General features: G+C 42.3%; 19 protein-coding genes. 14 read left to right on the top strand and 5 right to left on the bottom strand.

All coding sequences use genetic code 11. The features are described 5' to 3' along the window. Positions 1 to 70: 70 nt before the first annotated feature. The gene (locus MKZ05_RS08630) at positions 71 to 724 is read left to right on the top strand and encodes a CotZ-related putative spore coat protein (protein WP_212046737.1); all 654 of its coding nucleotides are present in this window, start codon (positions 71 to 73) and stop codon (positions 722 to 724) included. 74 nt (positions 725 to 798) lie between these two features. After that, complete coding sequence (locus MKZ05_RS08635) at positions 799 to 1,143, top strand: S-Ena type endospore appendage (RefSeq protein ID WP_339162199.1); 345 nt, start codon at positions 799 to 801, stop codon at positions 1,141 to 1,143. Here the strand turns inward: MKZ05_RS08635 and MKZ05_RS08640 are convergent. Then, the gene (locus MKZ05_RS08640) at positions 1,127 to 1,660 is read right to left on the bottom strand and encodes a DUF4573 domain-containing protein (RefSeq protein ID WP_339162388.1); all 534 of its coding nucleotides are present in this window, start codon (positions 1,658 to 1,660) and stop codon (positions 1,127 to 1,129) included. The genes MKZ05_RS08635 and MKZ05_RS08640 overlap by 17 nt on opposite strands. Here MKZ05_RS08640 and MKZ05_RS08645 point away from each other — a divergent pair. The 3 genes from MKZ05_RS08645 (at position 1,608) to MKZ05_RS08655 (ending at position 4,046) form a co-directional block, all read left to right on the top strand. Beyond that, positions 1,608 to 2,000, top strand: coding sequence for a hypothetical protein (locus MKZ05_RS08645; RefSeq protein ID WP_339162391.1), 393 nt, complete (start codon positions 1,608 to 1,610; stop codon positions 1,998 to 2,000). The two genes, MKZ05_RS08640 and MKZ05_RS08645, sit on opposite strands and share 53 nt — an antisense overlap. Before the next feature lie 256 nt (positions 2,001 to 2,256). Next, positions 2,257 to 3,369, top strand: a complete 1,113-nt coding sequence (locus MKZ05_RS08650) for a tetratricopeptide repeat protein (protein ID WP_003211476.1) — start codon at positions 2,257 to 2,259, stop codon at positions 3,367 to 3,369. Positions 3,370 to 3,827: 458 nt separating this feature from the next. Next, positions 3,828 to 4,046 carry a hypothetical protein gene (locus tag MKZ05_RS08655; RefSeq protein WP_003212476.1) on the top strand — a complete coding sequence of 73 codons (219 nt, stop codon included), beginning with the start codon at positions 3,828 to 3,830 and terminating at the stop codon, positions 4,044 to 4,046. Positions 4,047 to 4,087: 41 nt separating this feature from the next. On the opposite strand, the gene MKZ05_RS08660 is transcribed toward MKZ05_RS08655, so the two are convergent. Then, complete coding sequence (locus MKZ05_RS08660; protein ID WP_339162201.1) at positions 4,088 to 4,783, bottom strand: YoaK family protein; 696 nt, start codon at positions 4,781 to 4,783, stop codon at positions 4,088 to 4,090. A 34-nt stretch (positions 4,784 to 4,817) separates the two neighbouring features. Then, entirely contained in the window at positions 4,818 to 6,683 is a 1,866-nt protein-coding gene (locus MKZ05_RS08665; protein ID WP_339162204.1) for a DNA ligase D, read from the bottom strand. Between the two features lie 116 nt (positions 6,684 to 6,799). Here MKZ05_RS08665 and MKZ05_RS08670 point away from each other — a divergent pair, with 116 nt between their 5' ends. Further along, positions 6,800 to 7,648, top strand: coding sequence for a Ku protein (locus MKZ05_RS08670; protein ID WP_339162206.1), 849 nt, complete (start codon positions 6,800 to 6,802; stop codon positions 7,646 to 7,648). Positions 7,649 to 7,671: 23 nt separating this feature from the next. Here MKZ05_RS08670 and MKZ05_RS08675 read toward each other — a convergent pair whose 3' ends face one another. Continuing rightward, entirely contained in the window at positions 7,672 to 8,115 is a 444-nt protein-coding gene (locus MKZ05_RS08675) for a DUF2188 domain-containing protein (protein WP_339162208.1), read from the bottom strand. Positions 8,116 to 8,275: 160 nt separating this feature from the next. Here MKZ05_RS08675 and MKZ05_RS08680 point away from each other — a divergent pair, with 160 nt between their 5' ends. From MKZ05_RS08680 to MKZ05_RS08710, 7 genes are all read left to right on the top strand, one after another. Beyond that, the gene (locus tag MKZ05_RS08680; protein ID WP_339162210.1) at positions 8,276 to 8,749 is read left to right on the top strand and encodes a VOC family protein; all 474 of its coding nucleotides are present in this window, start codon (positions 8,276 to 8,278) and stop codon (positions 8,747 to 8,749) included. 48 nt (positions 8,750 to 8,797) lie between these two features. Further along, positions 8,798 to 9,211, top strand: coding sequence for an Rrf2 family transcriptional regulator (locus MKZ05_RS08685; protein WP_339162213.1), 414 nt, complete (start codon positions 8,798 to 8,800; stop codon positions 9,209 to 9,211). 101 nt (positions 9,212 to 9,312) lie between these two features. Beyond that, positions 9,313 to 10,164, top strand: a complete 852-nt coding sequence (locus MKZ05_RS08690; protein ID WP_284907591.1) for an SDR family oxidoreductase — start codon at positions 9,313 to 9,315, stop codon at positions 10,162 to 10,164. A 191-nt stretch (positions 10,165 to 10,355) separates the two neighbouring features. Further along, on the top strand, positions 10,356 to 11,072 hold the full coding sequence (locus tag MKZ05_RS08695; protein ID WP_339162214.1) for a (Fe-S)-binding protein: 717 nt from the start codon (positions 10,356 to 10,358) through the stop codon (positions 11,070 to 11,072). Between the two features lie 21 nt (positions 11,073 to 11,093). Further along, positions 11,094 to 12,515 (top strand): LutB/LldF family L-lactate oxidation iron-sulfur protein, encoded by a 1,422-nt coding sequence (locus MKZ05_RS08700; RefSeq protein WP_310023856.1) that lies wholly within the window; start codon positions 11,094 to 11,096, stop codon positions 12,513 to 12,515. Continuing rightward, entirely contained in the window at positions 12,515 to 13,237 is a 723-nt protein-coding gene (locus MKZ05_RS08705; RefSeq protein ID WP_339162215.1) for a lactate utilization protein C, read from the top strand. Before MKZ05_RS08700 ends, MKZ05_RS08705 begins: the two co-directional genes overlap by 1 nt. A 144-nt stretch (positions 13,238 to 13,381) precedes the next feature. Continuing rightward, positions 13,382 to 14,290 carry a DMT family transporter gene (locus MKZ05_RS08710; RefSeq protein WP_050944906.1) on the top strand — a complete coding sequence of 303 codons (909 nt, stop codon included), beginning with the start codon at positions 13,382 to 13,384 and terminating at the stop codon, positions 14,288 to 14,290. Between the two features lie 12 nt (positions 14,291 to 14,302). Here MKZ05_RS08710 and MKZ05_RS08715 read toward each other — a convergent pair whose 3' ends face one another. Then, the gene (locus tag MKZ05_RS08715) at positions 14,303 to 14,494 is read right to left on the bottom strand and encodes a TIGR00366 family protein (protein WP_137054585.1); all 192 of its coding nucleotides are present in this window, start codon (positions 14,492 to 14,494) and stop codon (positions 14,303 to 14,305) included. A gap of 110 nt (positions 14,495 to 14,604) precedes the next feature. Between MKZ05_RS08715 and MKZ05_RS08720 the strand changes: the two genes are divergently transcribed. Next, positions 14,605 to 16,821 carry an RNA ligase gene (locus MKZ05_RS08720; RefSeq protein ID WP_137054584.1) on the top strand — a complete coding sequence of 739 codons (2,217 nt, stop codon included), beginning with the start codon at positions 14,605 to 14,607 and terminating at the stop codon, positions 16,819 to 16,821. Positions 16,822 to 16,852 lie beyond the last annotated feature (31 nt).

The raw sequence follows: 16,852 nt of genomic DNA on the forward strand, positions 1-16,852 counted from the left end.
ATATGATAAAAGACCATATGGATTTGTATACAGCATTGAATTGGGCTGATGGAAAGTGACAAACCTGTTGATGAGTAAACTGAAAGAGATAAACAATCAAACAAAAAATGAAAGCTTTACTCACAAGCGTTCAATGAGTCCTTCTTTTTTGCTACTCATGGAAGATGGAGAACCTTTCTACTCATGGGTGTTCTTTGAAAAAAGTGTGTTTAAGACTTGCTATTTTTCCTTGATTTCCATCAATGAAGAACAGAATTGTGTGGTGTTAGAGCTTCTTGTTCCATGCTGCATGCGATCGGCGTGCTGTCAGAAAGTTTTATATCGATCCAGTTCAAAGATCCTTGTTGATCTTTCTTTTTTATGCGGAATGATTGAAGCAGAACAACCAGTCTATGATGCGATCATTTTAAAGAACATAGAACCTCACCACCTCCTTCTTGGTTTTTCAACATCGCCCAGTTCGGTTGAAATCTGGCGAAATGGAACAAAATTACCAAATGCAGCAACAGTGATTTTGCATCATCATGATGATCAAGATGTGCCGGTTTCTATCACGATTCAAACGAAAAAATCATGTCACGATATATGTGTTCAAAAAGGAGAAAGTCGATCGATTACTGTAAAAGATATGATGTTGATTTTCAATCATCAAACCACTGAAAAGGTGCAAGCATGTTTAGACATTCAATTGAACATGGTACAAAGGAAAAAAATAAGGCTTTGAGTCTGGGATAAGCGCACAATCTTCGTAGATCACTAGATCATAGTCTATCAAGAATAGGTTGAAGGAGGGTTAAAATGGCTATTTTAGGCGGGTGTAGTAATGAGCAAACAGGCTTTGTGAATGATGCGGTATGCTTCACAGTCGATTTAGCAGCAGCAGCGGATCCAGTAGTCGTCTGGACGGATGGAACACCATTTGTCATAAACGGGACCATTATGGTGGAAAACAACGGAATCGTGGCTGTAGCTCCAACTGTGACATTAGAGGTCAACGGTGCGACTGTTCCAGATTTCACTGTACCTCCAGGAGAGAGTCGATCCATTACGCTAAGTGATCTTAACTCCATTGGGATTGTAGCTACGGGTGGGACCTCGACTGGAAGTATTGTCGTTTCTTTTTCTCTCAATTATCAGTATTAGTGTGTATGTCTTGAAGATTCCACAGTTTGAAAGAAGTGAGAGGCATGTGTGCCCAGCTTAATATGTGTGGAGGAATAACGGGTCCAACAGGAGTAACTGGCCCAACAGGATCAACAGGTTCAACGGGAGTAACAGGTCCAACCGGATCAACGGGTTCAACCGGATCAACGGGTTCAGCGGGAGTAACGGGTTCAGCGGGAGTAACTGGCCCGACCGGAGCAACGGGTTCAACCGGATCAACAGGATTAACCGGAGTAACTGGCCCAACAGGATCAACAGGTTCAACGGGAGTAACAGGTCCAACCGGATCAACGGGTTCAGCGGGAGTAACTGGCCCGACCGGAGCAACTGGTCCAACCGGATCGACGGGTCCAACCGGATCGACGGGTTCAACCGGATCAACAGGATTAACCGGAGTAACAGGAGCAACAGGTCCAACCGGTACAATTGTAACCGCTAACTCAATGTACGCGTCTAATACGTTGGGAAGTACAGTGCTTGTTGTCCTAGGCGGGATAGCGGTTTCTTTGCCTAATAATCAGAGTTTAGATGGTTTTACGGCAAGTGGTGGAAATACGATTTTTACAGTGCCAGTCTCGGGTCGCTATTTCATCACTTATCAAGTGAACACAAATGCAGCGCTGCTTGCTGGAACAAGGCTGGTTAACAGCGGATCTGCCATTCCCGGTTCTATATTAACACCCGCTTTATCGGCATCTACCTACAACGTATCACTCATTACAACACTTGCAGCAGGTAACCAAATTTCTCTCCAAATTTTCGGTTTAGTCGCAACAGTGGTGTTACTTGGGGGAGGGTCTGTTGGAGCGGCACTTACCATCATACGATTGGAATAAGTACAAAAAGCCCCCAAAAAGGGCTTTTTTCATTTCATCCCGAGATGATTGTTTATTTTAAAACCGAAAAAAGGCGGAATTTTTACGCAAACATCATTGGTTAGAAAAAAGAAAAGCTTTTTCAAAGGAAACGGTTATTGAAGATTTAAGTGATTCATATTAAAATGATCTCGAATGGACTAATTAGCAATTGCTAATAGAAGTTCCATATTTAGTGAAATCATGTGATGCAGCTGAAGGTGATTGGGGGTGTAGAATGAGCAAGATTCCTGTTGCGGAATTGGCATCATTATTAAATGACTGGAACATGGAAATTAAAAAAGATCATGCAGATGAGGCAGAACGGCTATTTGCTAAAGCGAAACAAGCAGTAGAGGAAATTGATGATGCGGACATCCTTATGTACTATTCTCTTCTTGAGAAGAGGCATCACATTCTCATGTACAATTTAAGAGGTCAAAAGGGCAGTGTTTCAACGAAAAGTATGGAAGGTCTCCACGGGAAAAAAGAGGATGACTTGTCAAACCGACTTGCCTACTATTTTGATTTTTATGAGGGTGTGTATGAGCAGCATCAAGGGAATTACGAGGTTGCATTGCAAATGTATCAAAGTGCTGAAAAGCTCTTAGATAAAATTCCAAGTGAGATCGAACGTGCTGATTTTGATTTTAAGGTGGCCTGGCTTTACTACCGGCTTAGTCATATCATGCTCTCATTAAGCTATATCAGGAGAGCCCTTCACGTTTATAAACGGCACAAGCATTATGAAAGAAGAACGGCACTTTCATACTCTCTCATTGCGGCGAATCAAACAGAGATCGGCCGATATGAAGAGGCGCTTGAAAATTATCGTCTGGCGGAAGACGTTTTGACAAGCGAGCAGGATGATTTTATGCTGGCTCAGCTTCATCACAATGTGGCCATTTTATATTCATTTTGGAATAAACCGAAAGAATCAATACGTCATCTTGAAAAAGCATTGTCCCATCAAGAATATTACGAGTCGGATTTCTTTTTCCATTCTACGTATCTGATGAGCCGGGAACTCTGTGTGATTGGTGAAAAGCAGCGTGCAAGCCACTATATAGAGGCTGCGTATGCGCGAATAAAAGATGCTTCTCATGAAGTGTTTCAGCTGAAAATAGGCATCGTCCATGACCTTTACTTAACGAATGCACCACAAAGATTTCAACAAATTGATGAGAAATTAAGAAAGTTAGAAGAGAAGAATGAATATCATGAAGTAAAAGAGCTTTCACATTTTGCGGCTAAGTATTGTGAAAAGCAAGCACTTTATGAGCAGTCTGTTTTTTATTTGAACAAAAGTTTAGAAGCGGATTTACATATGAAAAGAATGGGGTTGATTTAAGATGAAAACAGGTTTAAAAGTATTATTCGTTGTAGGTTTAGCGATCGCTGCGTCAGTTCTGACTCAAAACGTTGCGGGTTCTTTCGAAGTAGCAGAAAAAATCATTGGTGGTTAATCCACCATTTATCTCTTGCCCTTGTTGATCGTCGTCAGCAAGGGTTTTTTGACTTTTAATAGGCTCTTCTTATTAAACGCTACAAGAACGTTTAATAAGAAGAATTCGCAACAAAGGGGGTGTGCAAATTTGTTACCTGCCTCATTATTCTAAATAAACATAGGGCAGAGCAACAAGTTAAAAAGGTCACCTTTCTTTGCTTAATTTAATTTTTTGCAGGACTTTTCATTCAAATTTTCTCAAATTGGTCTATTGTACATAGAAGTAAAAGAAAAAGCGGGAACACCGCTCCATTTGTCATGCATATGATGAGATGAAGTGTATCTAGAAGGTAGGTGATTGTATGGACCCACGGGTGTATGGAGGATTTCACGGAGGCGGTTTTAGCGGAGGAGCAGTGGGCCCTCATATCGGCTTTGGCGGGTATTATGTGAGCCCAGGTGTGTACTCTGGTCTAGGCGGTTTCCCTGGATATGGAGGATTTGGGACATTTTCTGGATACCCGTACGGCTCCACGTTCATTATGGGGCGTCCTCCTGGTTTTTATGTAAGAAGTTATTAGTGGTTTCATTACAGAGATTGAAATAGCCATCTTTCGATTGGCTATTTCAATTGATGAAAGTGCTTGAATGCAGCAGTGATCACAATGACCCCTAGGATAGAGATAGGCAGCCAAATGATGATAAACGGATCGAATGCATCTGTGTATGCCGCTAATGCAGCACCTAGGCAGTAAAAGACAATAGAGCCTATTCGCATGAAACTGACATGCTGAATGGGAGCTGTTCTTTTTTCCCGATGTGAAATGCGCTGAGCCAAATCCTCAAATAGGTTGGCGAGTGTATTCGTTAGAACCGTTGTGGAAATGCCAGCCACATTTAATTTGCGAGCGGCCGCTGTCTGCAGGCCCATGGCCATGCTTAAAAGGATAATGAGCATAAAATAAGCACCTTGTGTATAAGGGAAAATGGTCATGAGAGCAAATAGAAGCAGTATCAGGACTTCTATGATAAAGATACGTGTAACGGCTTTTGGCCAAAATGTTTTCTCATGCTTTCCGCCTATCACAACAGCAAGTAAAACCCCTAAAACAAATCCACTCAGTGCGGTGATGGAATGAAGGGCCGTAAGCTGCAAGGAGCTTCCTGCTGCAATGCCAAGTAGCACAATATTACCTGTCATATTGGCTGTAAATACATGCCCTAAGCTCAAATAGCCAATCACATCCACAATACCTGCTGCAAGGCACAAGAAAATAAGTGCTATATTTCGAAATGAATGTGCGGTCAAAATGGTCATCCCTTTCTTACTCTCTAATGAGTAAGTGTAACGCTTAATGACCGCGTATGTCCATCTTATGTGCCGGGATAATGTCCTCAAGCCGGTGCAAAACTTGTCTGAAAGTGTCATCATTTGCAAGGTGCCTCATGCGTCGGAATGGATCGCCTTTTTCCTTTAGACGCTCTATCACAGCTGGCATGGTAAACAAAGAAGGATGAAGTCCATCTTGATGGAGTTCGTTCCATTCAAGCGGTGTCGCTACAAGTCCAAGCTCATTTCCTCTTGGTGAATAGGGCGCAATGATTGTTTTTCCAGCATCGTGCTGAATATAGTCTAAATACAAGCGCTTGCCACGTTTTTTCTTAAGACGTTCCAAAGTGAATAGCTCAGGGGCTTGTTCACATAAAAATTGGCATATAAACGCGGTAAATGTCCTCGTTTCTACGTATGTGAAGGCCTTTTTCTTTAATGGAATATAAACTTGAAGTCCTTTACCACCGCTTGTTTTAATAAAGGCTGTGAGAAAGAGACCGTCTAAAAGCGTTTTGATTCGCTTGGCAGCTTCTATGGCTAGATGAAACTCGTTAACAGATGGCGGGTCTAAATCAAAGACGATTTCGACCGGCCGGTTCGTATCCCTTGTTTCAAAGGGAATATGAAATTCCATTGCAAGCTGGTTGCCAAGCCAAAGAAGCGTCTGAGGGTCATTACAGACCGTGTAAGCAATATCATCAGCTTGATCGGTCAACACATAATCTGGCGCATAATCAGGTGTCGATTTTTGATAAAAGAATTCATCCCCGGCACCATGAGGAAACCGAATTAAAGTCAGCCGTCTTTCACGTAAAAAGGGCAAGAGATAGGGAGCGGCTTGTCTCAAATAAAGTAAGTAATCTGCCTTGTTCAGATGAAGAGCTGGCACAATCGGTTTTTCGGGATGAGTGATGTCAATCACAGCAGGGAGCGGATATAGCTGTTTGAGCATTTGCTGAAACGTACACGTCGCTGGATCAGTATCTAGTAAAAAGGAAGAAAAACGCGGCTCTCTTAAGGCGGATCCATCAAAGGAGATACAAGCAATGCTCGCGACGATAGAAGGTGGGATTTCATATCCTGATGCCCCTGCCTGCTTGCCTTTTGTTTGAAAGAGCATACGAAGCGTTTGTTCTTCTTCTTTAGAAAATCCATGCTTGAATTGGACAACCTCAGTGAGTTGATGATCTTGATAAATACAGCCTCGAAAGTAGCCATTTTCTTTATCAAAATGAGTCACTATGACAGAGACATATCGCCAGTTTTTGACTTTCAACCATTCTTTTGACCGGGTATTGTCGTGCCATTTACTCGTCCCTTTTTTCGCAACGAGTCCTTCTGCTAAATACGTCGTCATCAGCTTTTTCATATTTTCAGGATTTGTGTCTGTATGAATGAGTTGAAGAAGGGAAGGGTGCTCAAGCTTTACAGATGGCGGAAGTTTTGCTGCTTGGAAAACTTGCTGTAACTGTTTTTTCCTTTCTATCAACGGTAAATCAATTAGAGATTGCCCTTTGCATCTTAATAGATCAAATGCGATCAAATGACATGGAAACCGCTCAGCCTGTTGCTTAATCGCCTCTTTGTTTTTCAGCCTGCCTCTTTGCTGAACCCTCGCAAAATCGCTTTGCTGTTCATCCAGTAAAAAGACCAATTCCCCGTCAAACGTCAGAGGTAAAAAAAGAGCAAACTGATCCCTTAATTGTTCGCACTGTTCAATCACCTCAGGAAACTGTTCATTTAATCGTTTTCCGGCTCTGCTTTCTAAATGAATTTTGTTTTGCTCCCACGTCAGAATGGCTCGAAAGCCGTCATATTTTAATTCATACACCCAGTCTGCACCGGTAGGAACCTCATGTGCAGCCGTTAATCGCATAGGTTTCATTTGTGCATGTCACTTCCTCGTATAATGTGTTCTTAGAGTGGGATGAAATTTTCATTCACATACATAAGTCTAACGAAAACATTGCATAGTAAGGAGAAAAGAACGGAGGCGACGCGATGCATACAGTTTGGAAAGGCGGCATTAGCTTTGGACTAGTCAATATTCCAGTGAAGCTGTTTACCGCTACAGAGAACAAAGACATTAAATTAAGGCAGCTGCATAAAGAGTGTCACACGCCCATTAACTATAAAAAAGTTTGTGCCAACTGCGGGGAAGAGGTGGCACCAGAACAAATCGTCAAAGCGTTCGAGTATGCGAAAAATAAATTCATTGAATTAGACGAGGAAGAGCTTGAAAAGCTGCGAAAAGAAAATGAAGAAAAAGCCGTTGAAATCATTGATTTTGTGAAGATAGAAGAGATTGATCCAATCTATTATGAAAGAAGTTACTTTTTATCACCAGATACCGGCGGAGCGAAGGCTTATTCATTATTAAGAAAAGCTTTAGAGGAATCGGGGAAAATTGGTGTCGCAAAGATTATGATCCGCTCAAAGGAGCAATTAGCAATCGTTAGATGCTATGAACATATTTTACTGATGGAAACCATTCATTTCCCTGATGAAATTAGACAGGTATCAGATGTACCGAATATCCCCCAAGAAGAAAACATTGTAAAAAAGGAGTTAGATACAGCGCTTCTTTTAATCGAGCAATTAACCACAACTTTCGATCCAGCTGCCTATCAGGATGAATACAGAGAACAGCTGATGAATTTAATTGGAGATAAAATATCTGGAGAACATACAGTTCAGCCAGAAACGACAGGCAAAAAAGATCCTGCATCCAATGTGACCGATTTAATGGCAGCTCTACAGGCTTCAATCGACCGATCAAAACCAGCCAAAGCGAAAAAGGCAGCACCTAAAAAAAGAAAAGCACCAGCGAAAAAAGAAAAGAATGCATAAAATAAGACCGCTTTTGAGCGGTCTTACTGCGGTTTTAACACATCCTGAATGTTCCCATCTTTTCTATGGATAACAACAGAAGTCCCTTTATTAGATGCAATCTCACTTGACCGGTCGATGGCTTCTTGTTTCGTTTCTTTGACCTCACTTGCTCGTTTTGCTTTCTCTGTTTGAACCGCCCAGCCTTCTTCGTGTTTGACGACATGCTGCGCATGATCCATAAGCTCTGGTCTTGCGGAGCTGCTGTCTTTAGATGGCGTGACAGAACCATGAGCTGAGACATTCTCGATCTCTTTCTCCGTTGCGTTCTTTTTCCATTCTTTCGCTTGACTGATTGCAATTGGGATGGCTCTACTTTCGTCATAGCCTTCCTGCATCATTTTGTTCGCAATCTCAAGCGCTTTTTTTCGAATGACGTTGTCTAATGATTTAAATGAAGCAGGATAATCATTCATCGTCCAAGGCATATAAAGCGCTCCTTTCTTTTATTTGAACAACTTCCCCCATATGTAATCGATCAAACATATCATTCTTCTCAAACCAATGAAGGGGATAAAATACATCGTTTTGCTGAGGCAGAATCTCATCAATTCCCGCAGAATAGAAGGTAGAAAAGGAGTGATTTTGATGATGATAAAAGGTTTGTATGAAGCCCATTTACCTGTGAGTGACTTAAAGACATCTATTGCGTTTTATGAAAAATTGGAATTGACACTTGCTCACGCAAATGAACGAGTTGCTTTTTTATGGATTGAGAAAGGGAAGAGCTGGCTTGGCTTGTGGAAAGTAGATATCAATGACTTCCCATATCATCCCTCGACACGGCACGTTGCTTTTCAAATTACAACGTCTAGTATCGAACAAATCAAGGCTTGGCTGGTTGAAAAAGGCATCAGCATTCACCCAATGTTTGGCTTTTCAGAAGAGAAGCAGCCTTTAGTTCTCGATAATCCGCCGCAATTTCATGCAGCGATCTATTTTCTTGACCCAGATGGAAATCTGCTTGAATGCATTGCCCCGCTTGAGCTTGATACAGAAGAAGACCACGATATCATGACATATGAGGACTGGGATCGAAAGAAAAATCCGTTTATTGATTGACAAAATCATTCGTTGTAACTATATTGATTACAACGGTGGTGAAAGATTGTGAAACAAATTAGCAACAGGTATCCGATTGCTGTTCATATTGTGTCATTTATTGCAGGTGTTCCAAAAGAGTGTACAGGTGATTTTATTGCAGAGAGCGTGAATTCAAATCCAGCCATTGTTCGAAAAATGATGGCAATGCTCAAACGGGCGGATCTTATTGAGATCCGCCGCGGAGTAGGCGGTGCTTATTTAAAAAGACCGGCTGAGGACATCACGCTATTAGATGTGTACCGCGCTGTCGATGTAAGCGAGGATGAAGAATTATTTAACTTTCATCAGCCCGTCATCGCATGCCCGATTGGTCAAGCGATGGATACGAGACTGCGGCATGAACTAAAAGAAGCACAAGCTGCACTTGAGAATCACCTAAAGCAAGTGACAATTCAGCAATTATTGACAGAGGCGGAATAAAAAAGCTCATACATTGGAGCTTTTTTTACACCTTTGTTGTAACCATTTTGATTATAACGTATGTACATCACCGTTGAATGAAAAATGAGGAGGTCAAACAAATGAAATTATTAGTAACAGGCGCAACAGGACAGCTTGGATCGCTCGTCGTCCAGCATTTACTTAAAAAGGTACCAGCTGAACAAATTGCGGTGAGTGTTCGAGATCCGCAAAAAGCAGCACATTTAAAGGAAGCCGGGGTGGATGTACGCCGTGGAGACTTTACTCAGCCAGACACCCTTAAGGCAGCCTTTCAAGGCATTGACCGCCTTTTGATCATTTCAACTGCGGATGGTGACCGCGTGCAGCAGCATACGGCTGCCATCCAAGCGGCGAAAGCAGCCAGTGTATCCTTTATTGCTTATACAAGCGTTGTGAATGCAAGAGAGAGTCAGCTTGTCCTTGCACACGACCACGCAAAAACTGAAGAAGCCATTGTGGCCTCTGGCATTCCTCATGTGTTTCTAAGAAACAACTGGTATGTAGAAAATGAAAAAGATACGATACTAGCAGCCGTTAGCGGCGCACCATTTTTAAGTCCAATTGGTGATGGCAAGGTTGGCTGGGCAACAAGAAATGACTACGCAGAAGCGGCCGCAAATGCGTTAACACTTTCTAAACATGACAAGGAGATATATGAACTGTCAGGCCCTCTTCGGACACACACTGAACTTGCTCACATTGTCAGTGAGGTGAGCGGAAAAGAGATCAAAGTGGAGCAAATTGATGTCGACACATTTGGGGAATTTTTAGCTTCTAATGGTGTACCAAAAGAAGCTGTGCCATTTGTCAAAGCCATTCAAAGCGGAATTCGCGATGGTGCCTTAGCCGTTGAAAGCCATGATTTCGAAACCTTATTAGGACGGCCGTTAACACCTATCGACGAAAAAATTCGTGAAATGATTACAAAATAAATTTTCTCAAACGTCCTATTAAAAGGGCGTTTTTTTTCATTCAAGCTACACGAGCCATATGTCCAAATTTAGACAAATCACCTCGTTGAAATTTCAGAAATTTGGGATTAAAATGAAAATAAGGCCTGTTATTTCGTCATCAGATGACCAAATTGATGCATCAAATTGCAGCAAAGAAGGGAAGTTCGCCGATGAAAGTCCATTTATTCGTTACTTGTTTAATTGACACCATGCAGCCAAATGTAGGAAAGGCCACAGTGGAAGTATTAGAAAGGCTCGGTGTAGAAGTGGAATTTCCAGAGGCACAAGTGTGCTGCGGGCAGCCAGCCTTTAACAGCGGCTATACAAAAGAAACCATTAAAGCAGCAAAAAACATGATCAAAGCCTTTGAATCAGCTGAATATGTCGTGACGCCGTCAGGTTCTTGTAAGGCGATGTTTTTAGAATATCCTCATCTTTTAAAAGAAGACCCAGTGTGGTCAGCAAAAGCTAAGGCACTTGCTGAGAAAACATATGAATTAACCGAGTTTATTGTTGATATATTACACGTCACAGATGTCGGAGCGAGCCTGAAAGGAAACGCAACCTATCACACATCCTGTCATATGACGAGACTGCTGCGAATTAAGGAAGCCCCTTTCACACTGTTGTCAAATGTCAAAGATTTGACGATGACACCATTGCCGCGCGCCGAAAATTGCTGCGGATTTGGAGGAACCTTTTCAGTAAAAATGACTCCTATTTCTGAGCAAATGGTCGATGAGAAAGTCCAAAGCATAGAGGAGACACACGCTAAATACATCATTGGTGCTGACTGCGGCTGCCTGCTGAATATTGGCGGGAGGCTGAACCGTCTTGATAAACCCATTCAAGTGATGCATATCGCAGAGGTATTAAATAGCCGCTGACTTTAAGAGGGGGAACGGCACATGAGTATGAAAATTGGAGAGAAGGCCTTTAAAGAACGAATCGGGGAAGGGTTAGAAGATAAAGTCATGAGAGGTGCTGTTTCCTCAGCACAGGAACGCCTGTATGAAAGGCGGCTAGCTGCGAGCGAAGAGCTTGGCAATTGGGAAAAGTGGCGTGAGCTTGGCGAGGAAATCCGGCAGCATACGCTGACGCATCTTGATGACTACTTATACCAGTTAAGTGAAAGTGTTAGTGCACGCGGAGGACATGTCTTTTTTGCAAAAACAAAGGAAGAGGCATCGGCGTATATTCAACATGTGGCACAGAAAAAGGCGGCCCAAAAGATCGTTAAATCAAAATCAATGGTCACAGAAGAAATTGAAATGAATCAAGCCCTTGAAGAGATCGGCTGTGAGGTGGTGGAAAGCGATCTTGGCGAGTATATTCTGCAAGTAGATGATCATGAACCTCCTTCACATATTGTGGCACCTGCTCTTCATATGACGAAAAAACAAATACGAGAAGTCTTTCACGAAAAGCTCGGATATGAGATGTCAGAGACACCTGAAAATATGACGAGTTTTGTGAGAGCCATCTTACGTGAAAAGTTCCTCGAAGCAGATATTGGTGTCACCGGCTGTAATTTTGCTGTCGCCAATACAGGTTCCATTTGCCTAGTGACAAATGAAGGGAATGCGGATCTTGTCACGGCTATCCCGAAGACACATATCGCCGTTATGGGCATGGAACGGATTGTTCCAACGATGGAGGAGCTGGATGTCCTCGTTGGTCTTTTGTGCAGAAGTGCAGTCGGTCAGAAATTAACGAGTTACATTTCTGTCGTTGGACCAAAAGGAGAAGAAGAAGTGGATGGACCAGAAGAATTTCACTTGGTCATTGTGGACAATGGGCGGTCCAATATATTAGGTACTGCCTTTCAGCCTGTTCTCCAATGTATCAGGTGCGCAGCCTGCATCAATGTGTGCCCAGTTTACCGGCATGTGGGCGGACATTCATACGGATCGATTTATCCGGGGCCAATTGGTGCTGTTTTATCGCCGCTTCTTGGCGGCTATGATGACTACCAAGAGCTCCCCTTTGCATCCAGCCTTTGCGCGGCCTGCACAGATGCTTGTCCAGTAAAGATCCCGCTTCACGAGTTATTAATAAAACATCGTCAAGTCATCGTGGAAAAAGAGGGGAGAGCGTCTAAAGCTGAAATGATGGCGATGAAAATGTTCGGAATGGGCGCATCGACTCCCGGGATGTATCAATTCGGAACAAAAGCAGCTCCTGTATTGATGAATCGTATGGCTTCAAACGGACAGATTTCAAAAGGAATAGGTCCTTTAAAGAATTGGACAGATATTCGTGACCTGCCAGCTCCAAGTAAAGAAAGATTCAGGGATTGGTTTAAAAAGAGACAGAAGGAGGAACAGTGATGAAGGGAACCATTTCTCACCGAGAATCGTTTTTAGCTCATATCCGTAAGCAATTAGGGAAGGATTCCTCCTCGCCTGCATCTATTCAGCGTCCAGCTTGGAAGCATCAAGTTCAGTGGGAAACAAACGGACTTTTGTCTAAAGAAGAGCTAGTCGAGCAATTGAAGGTGCAATGTCAACGAATTCATACAAGAGTGGTCGAAACAACACCAGAGGAAGCGCCCTCTGTATTACGATCATTGATGACAGAGTATGGAGAGGGTTCTGTGATGACATCGGGCGATCATCGTTTTGAACAATATGGATTTTATCCGATGTTTGACACCTTGCAGCACGAAGGATTCGCAGTCACCAGTTGGAATGCTGAGGCTTCAAGGGAAGAAAATATCAGGCTGGCAGAGCAAGCGGCGTATTCGGTTGTATTCAGTGATTACACCTTAGCAGAATCAGGTACAGTCGTCCTTTCATCCCATCAGGGCCAAGGAAGAGCGCTCCATTTTTTACCGATGATGTATATCGTGTGTATCGAAAAAAGCACGGTGGTTCCGCGGATGATTCAAGCTGTTTCGGCTCTTAATCGCTCAGTAGAGGAGGGAGAGCAGGCGAAAGGTGCTATTCATTTCATATCAGGTCCGAGTAACTCTGCGGATATCGAGATGAATTTAGTAGTAGGGGTTCATGGTCCAGTTCGGGCGGTTTATCTATTGATAGATGATGAATAGGGCTTTCGAGAAGAAAGCCTTTTTTCATGCAAAAAAAGCGTACATAAGTTTTAAAATCATCTTGCCTCTAGCGGATTGGACATAGTAAGATGACGACATACAAGATGAACTTCTCATCTACTGCTGATGTAAAGGAAGCTGCTTATGGACATGAAGTCAACTGCTCAAAAGAAATCAATTGCACTACCGCTTGTGATTTCAATTATTGCCATTTCGTTTTCTGCTATCATTGTGAAATGGTCAAATGCACCTGCTGCTATTTTAAGCATGTATCGAATGATCTTTGCCGCGATTTTTATGCTGCCGTTTATTCTGCCACGAAAAAAAGAATTTCTCTCGATTCAGCGAAGAGATTGGTTTTTCTTATGTATGTCAGGCTTCTTTTTAGGACTCCATTTTGTGTTGTGGTTTGGCTCACTGAAGCTGACGACTGTGGCAAGCTCTACTATTATCATCGCCCTTCAGCCGATGGTCTCCTTATTAGGCGGCTTTCTCTTTTTCCGTGAACGAACCACGCTGCCTGCACTCTTGACGATGTGTGCCGCAATTGTTGGTGCACTTATGATTGGGTGGGGAGACATAGGTCATAGCCAGGAAGCCATCCTAGGAGACATTTTATCCTTTTTAAGTGTGATCGCGGTTGTTTGTTATTTATTAATAGGTCAACAGGCTGTCAGAAAGATATCTCATTGGATTTATAGTTTTTGTGTGTTTGGTTTTGCCGGTCTTTTTTTAATTTTATTCAATTTGATTCAGCAAACGCCTTTTACAGGCTATCCGGGTAAAGAGTGGGGAATCTTTTTATTGCTTGCGATCATTCCCACCATGTCTCATGTCATTAATAATTGGCTTTTAACCTATGTCAATGCCACAACCATTTCAATGAGTATCCTTGGCGAACCTGTTGGAGCCACGATTCTTGCTGTATGGCTGCTTGGAGAGAAAGTCACGCTGCTCCAAATGTGTGGCGGTTTTCTTGTCCTTTTAGGCGTCTTTTTCTTTTTGATGCAGCAGCGGCAAGGGATTGTGATGAAACAAAAAAAATCCGGTTAAATTCCGGATTTTTTACTCTTTTAAATCGTTTTTTTCAATCACTTTGTTCAATCTTTCCTCAACCTTCTTCAATTCCATTCGTTTTCTTCTGATCATTCGAAAAGCGATGACAATGATCGTCACGATAGCAGCAATGAATAGAAGAGAGAACACTTGAAATAGAAGATCACCAATATTAAATGCCATATTCTCCCCATTAGACATACGTAAAACCTCCCTTTCTATCTATATATTACCATAATCGATAAAAGATTGAGATTTATCCATCATTTATCTATAATAGGTAAAATATCACTTATTAAAGGAGAACCAATATGAGAACTTTAGTCCTTTTACGAGGTCTCCCAGGCGTAGGGAAATCAACTTGGATCAAAGCCCAAGGCTTAGAGCCTTACACATTATCAGCGGATCAGATTCGTCTTTTGACCCAGCCTCCGCAGTTATCTGTCAATGGGAAACCAGAAATTTTAAGCAAGCATGACCACAAAGTCTGGTCTTTATTATTTGAATTGCTTACAGCACGTATGGAACGCGGAGACTTTACTGTGATTGATGCCACGCATATTTCAAGCAAATCGATATCTCAATATAAATCGCTGGCCACATCGTATCGTTACAGGGTGTATGTCGTCGATTTCACGCAGGTGTCGCTTGAAACAGCTCTATTGCAAAATCGCTCACGGGAAGCTCACAAAGTTGTGCGGGAGTCTGTTTTATATCAAATGAATGAGCGGTTAAAAACAGAAAAGGTCCCATCATGGGTGACTGTCTTGCAGCCTGAGGAATATCCGCAAGTGATGACCTATCAGCCTCGATCCTTCGATCAATATGAGGCCATTCATGTTTTTGGAGATATTCACGGCTGTCATACCGCTCTGACCACCTATTTGCAAGGAGATATTAAAGAAAATGAACTTTATATCTTTGCAGGTGATTTGCTTGATAGAGGTATAGAAAACAAGGAAGTATTAGAATGGATGCTCGCACATAGAGAATGCCGGAATGTCATCGTGATTGAGGGCAATCATGATCAGCATTTATACCGGTTTGCACATGGTGAAAAAGTAAGAAGTAATATGTTTAACCGGCATACTGCACCTGAGATTGAAGCAGCAGACTTTGATTTAAAAGAAGTACGAAAGTTTGTTAGGACATTTCATCAGCTTACTTATTTTACGTACCATGGCAAGACATTTCTTGTTACCCACGGGGGGCTTGCTCATTTGCCAGAAGAGCTATTGCATGTCTCAACACAGCAGCTCATCCACGGTGTAGGTGAATATTCAGATGACATTGATCACTTGTTTGTTCAAAATACTGCTGGATTAGATGTCATTCAAATTCACGGGCATCGCAATTTATACAGGCTGCCTATTCAAGCAGCGGAAAGGTCTTATAATCTAGAAGGCCAGGTTGAATTCGGGGGACAGCTGAGGGTGTTGAAAATCACAGCTGACGGGATTGAGACTCATGAAATTGACAACCCAATCTATAGAGCTTCTGAGAAAAAACCATCAGCCACTATTCAACCAGATATCTCACTAGATGACTTTTTAGCTCACTTAGATCAGCATGAGTATGTACAGGAATTAAAGCTTCCGCACCACATTTCATCTTTTAATTTTACGAAAAAAGCGTTTAGTGAACGGCAGTGGGATGATGTGAATGTGAAGGCAAGAGGCTTGTTTGTCAATATGGTGTCAAAGCAGATTGTTTCAAGAAGCTACAACAAATTTTTTAACATTGATGAGCGTCCGGAGACAAAAATGCATCATCTAGTAAACCACCTTCAATTTCCTGTCACCGTCTATGATAAAGCAAATGGATATTTAGGGACGGTTGGGTATAACGAAATGGAAGATGAATTGGTGTTTACGTCCAAATCGTATACATCTCATGTGAAACAAAATCAGCATGCTTCCTGGGTCGAGGAGTTATTCTATCAGACCTTCGGAGACGTGCAGGTCGACTACATCAAATCATACGTACGTGACCACAATGCATCTCTTGTGTTTGAAGTCATTTTGCCAGAGAAAGACCCACATATTATCACATATGATCATGATCAACTCATTTTGCTTGATATAGTGAAGCGTCAGCTAAGCTATGAAAAGGCACCATTTACTGAAGTGAAAAGAGTAAGCGAACAGCTTGGAATATCCAGCAAGCAGGAAGTGGCTGTGTTCCATGATTGGACGTCTTTTTATAAATGGTATCAGGCCGTTTCTCATGACGACTCGATCAAAGAAGAGGGATATGTCATTGAGGATGATCGCGGCTTGATGACCAAGCTCAAGCTTCCTTATTATCAATTCTGGAAGCAGATGCGCGCGATCAAACAGCGCGTTGCAGAGAAGCGTTCCACGCATAAATATATGCAGGCATTGCAAACAGCGGAGCAAGCTAGATTTTATACGTGGCTTCTTGAGCAAGATGCCAATGCTGTCAGAAATAGCTCCATTATTGAGCTGCGCTCACAATTTGAGCAAAGCGATGCAGCCCAATTGAATAATGATGGAATAAATGCATAGTCTAAAAAGGAGTCTTTTCTAAGGAAAAGGC

This window comes from Bacillus sp. FSL M8-0277 (assembly GCF_037975305.1).
GTDB classification, from domain to species: Bacteria; Bacillota; Bacilli; order Bacillales; family Bacillaceae; genus Bacillus; species Bacillus pumilus.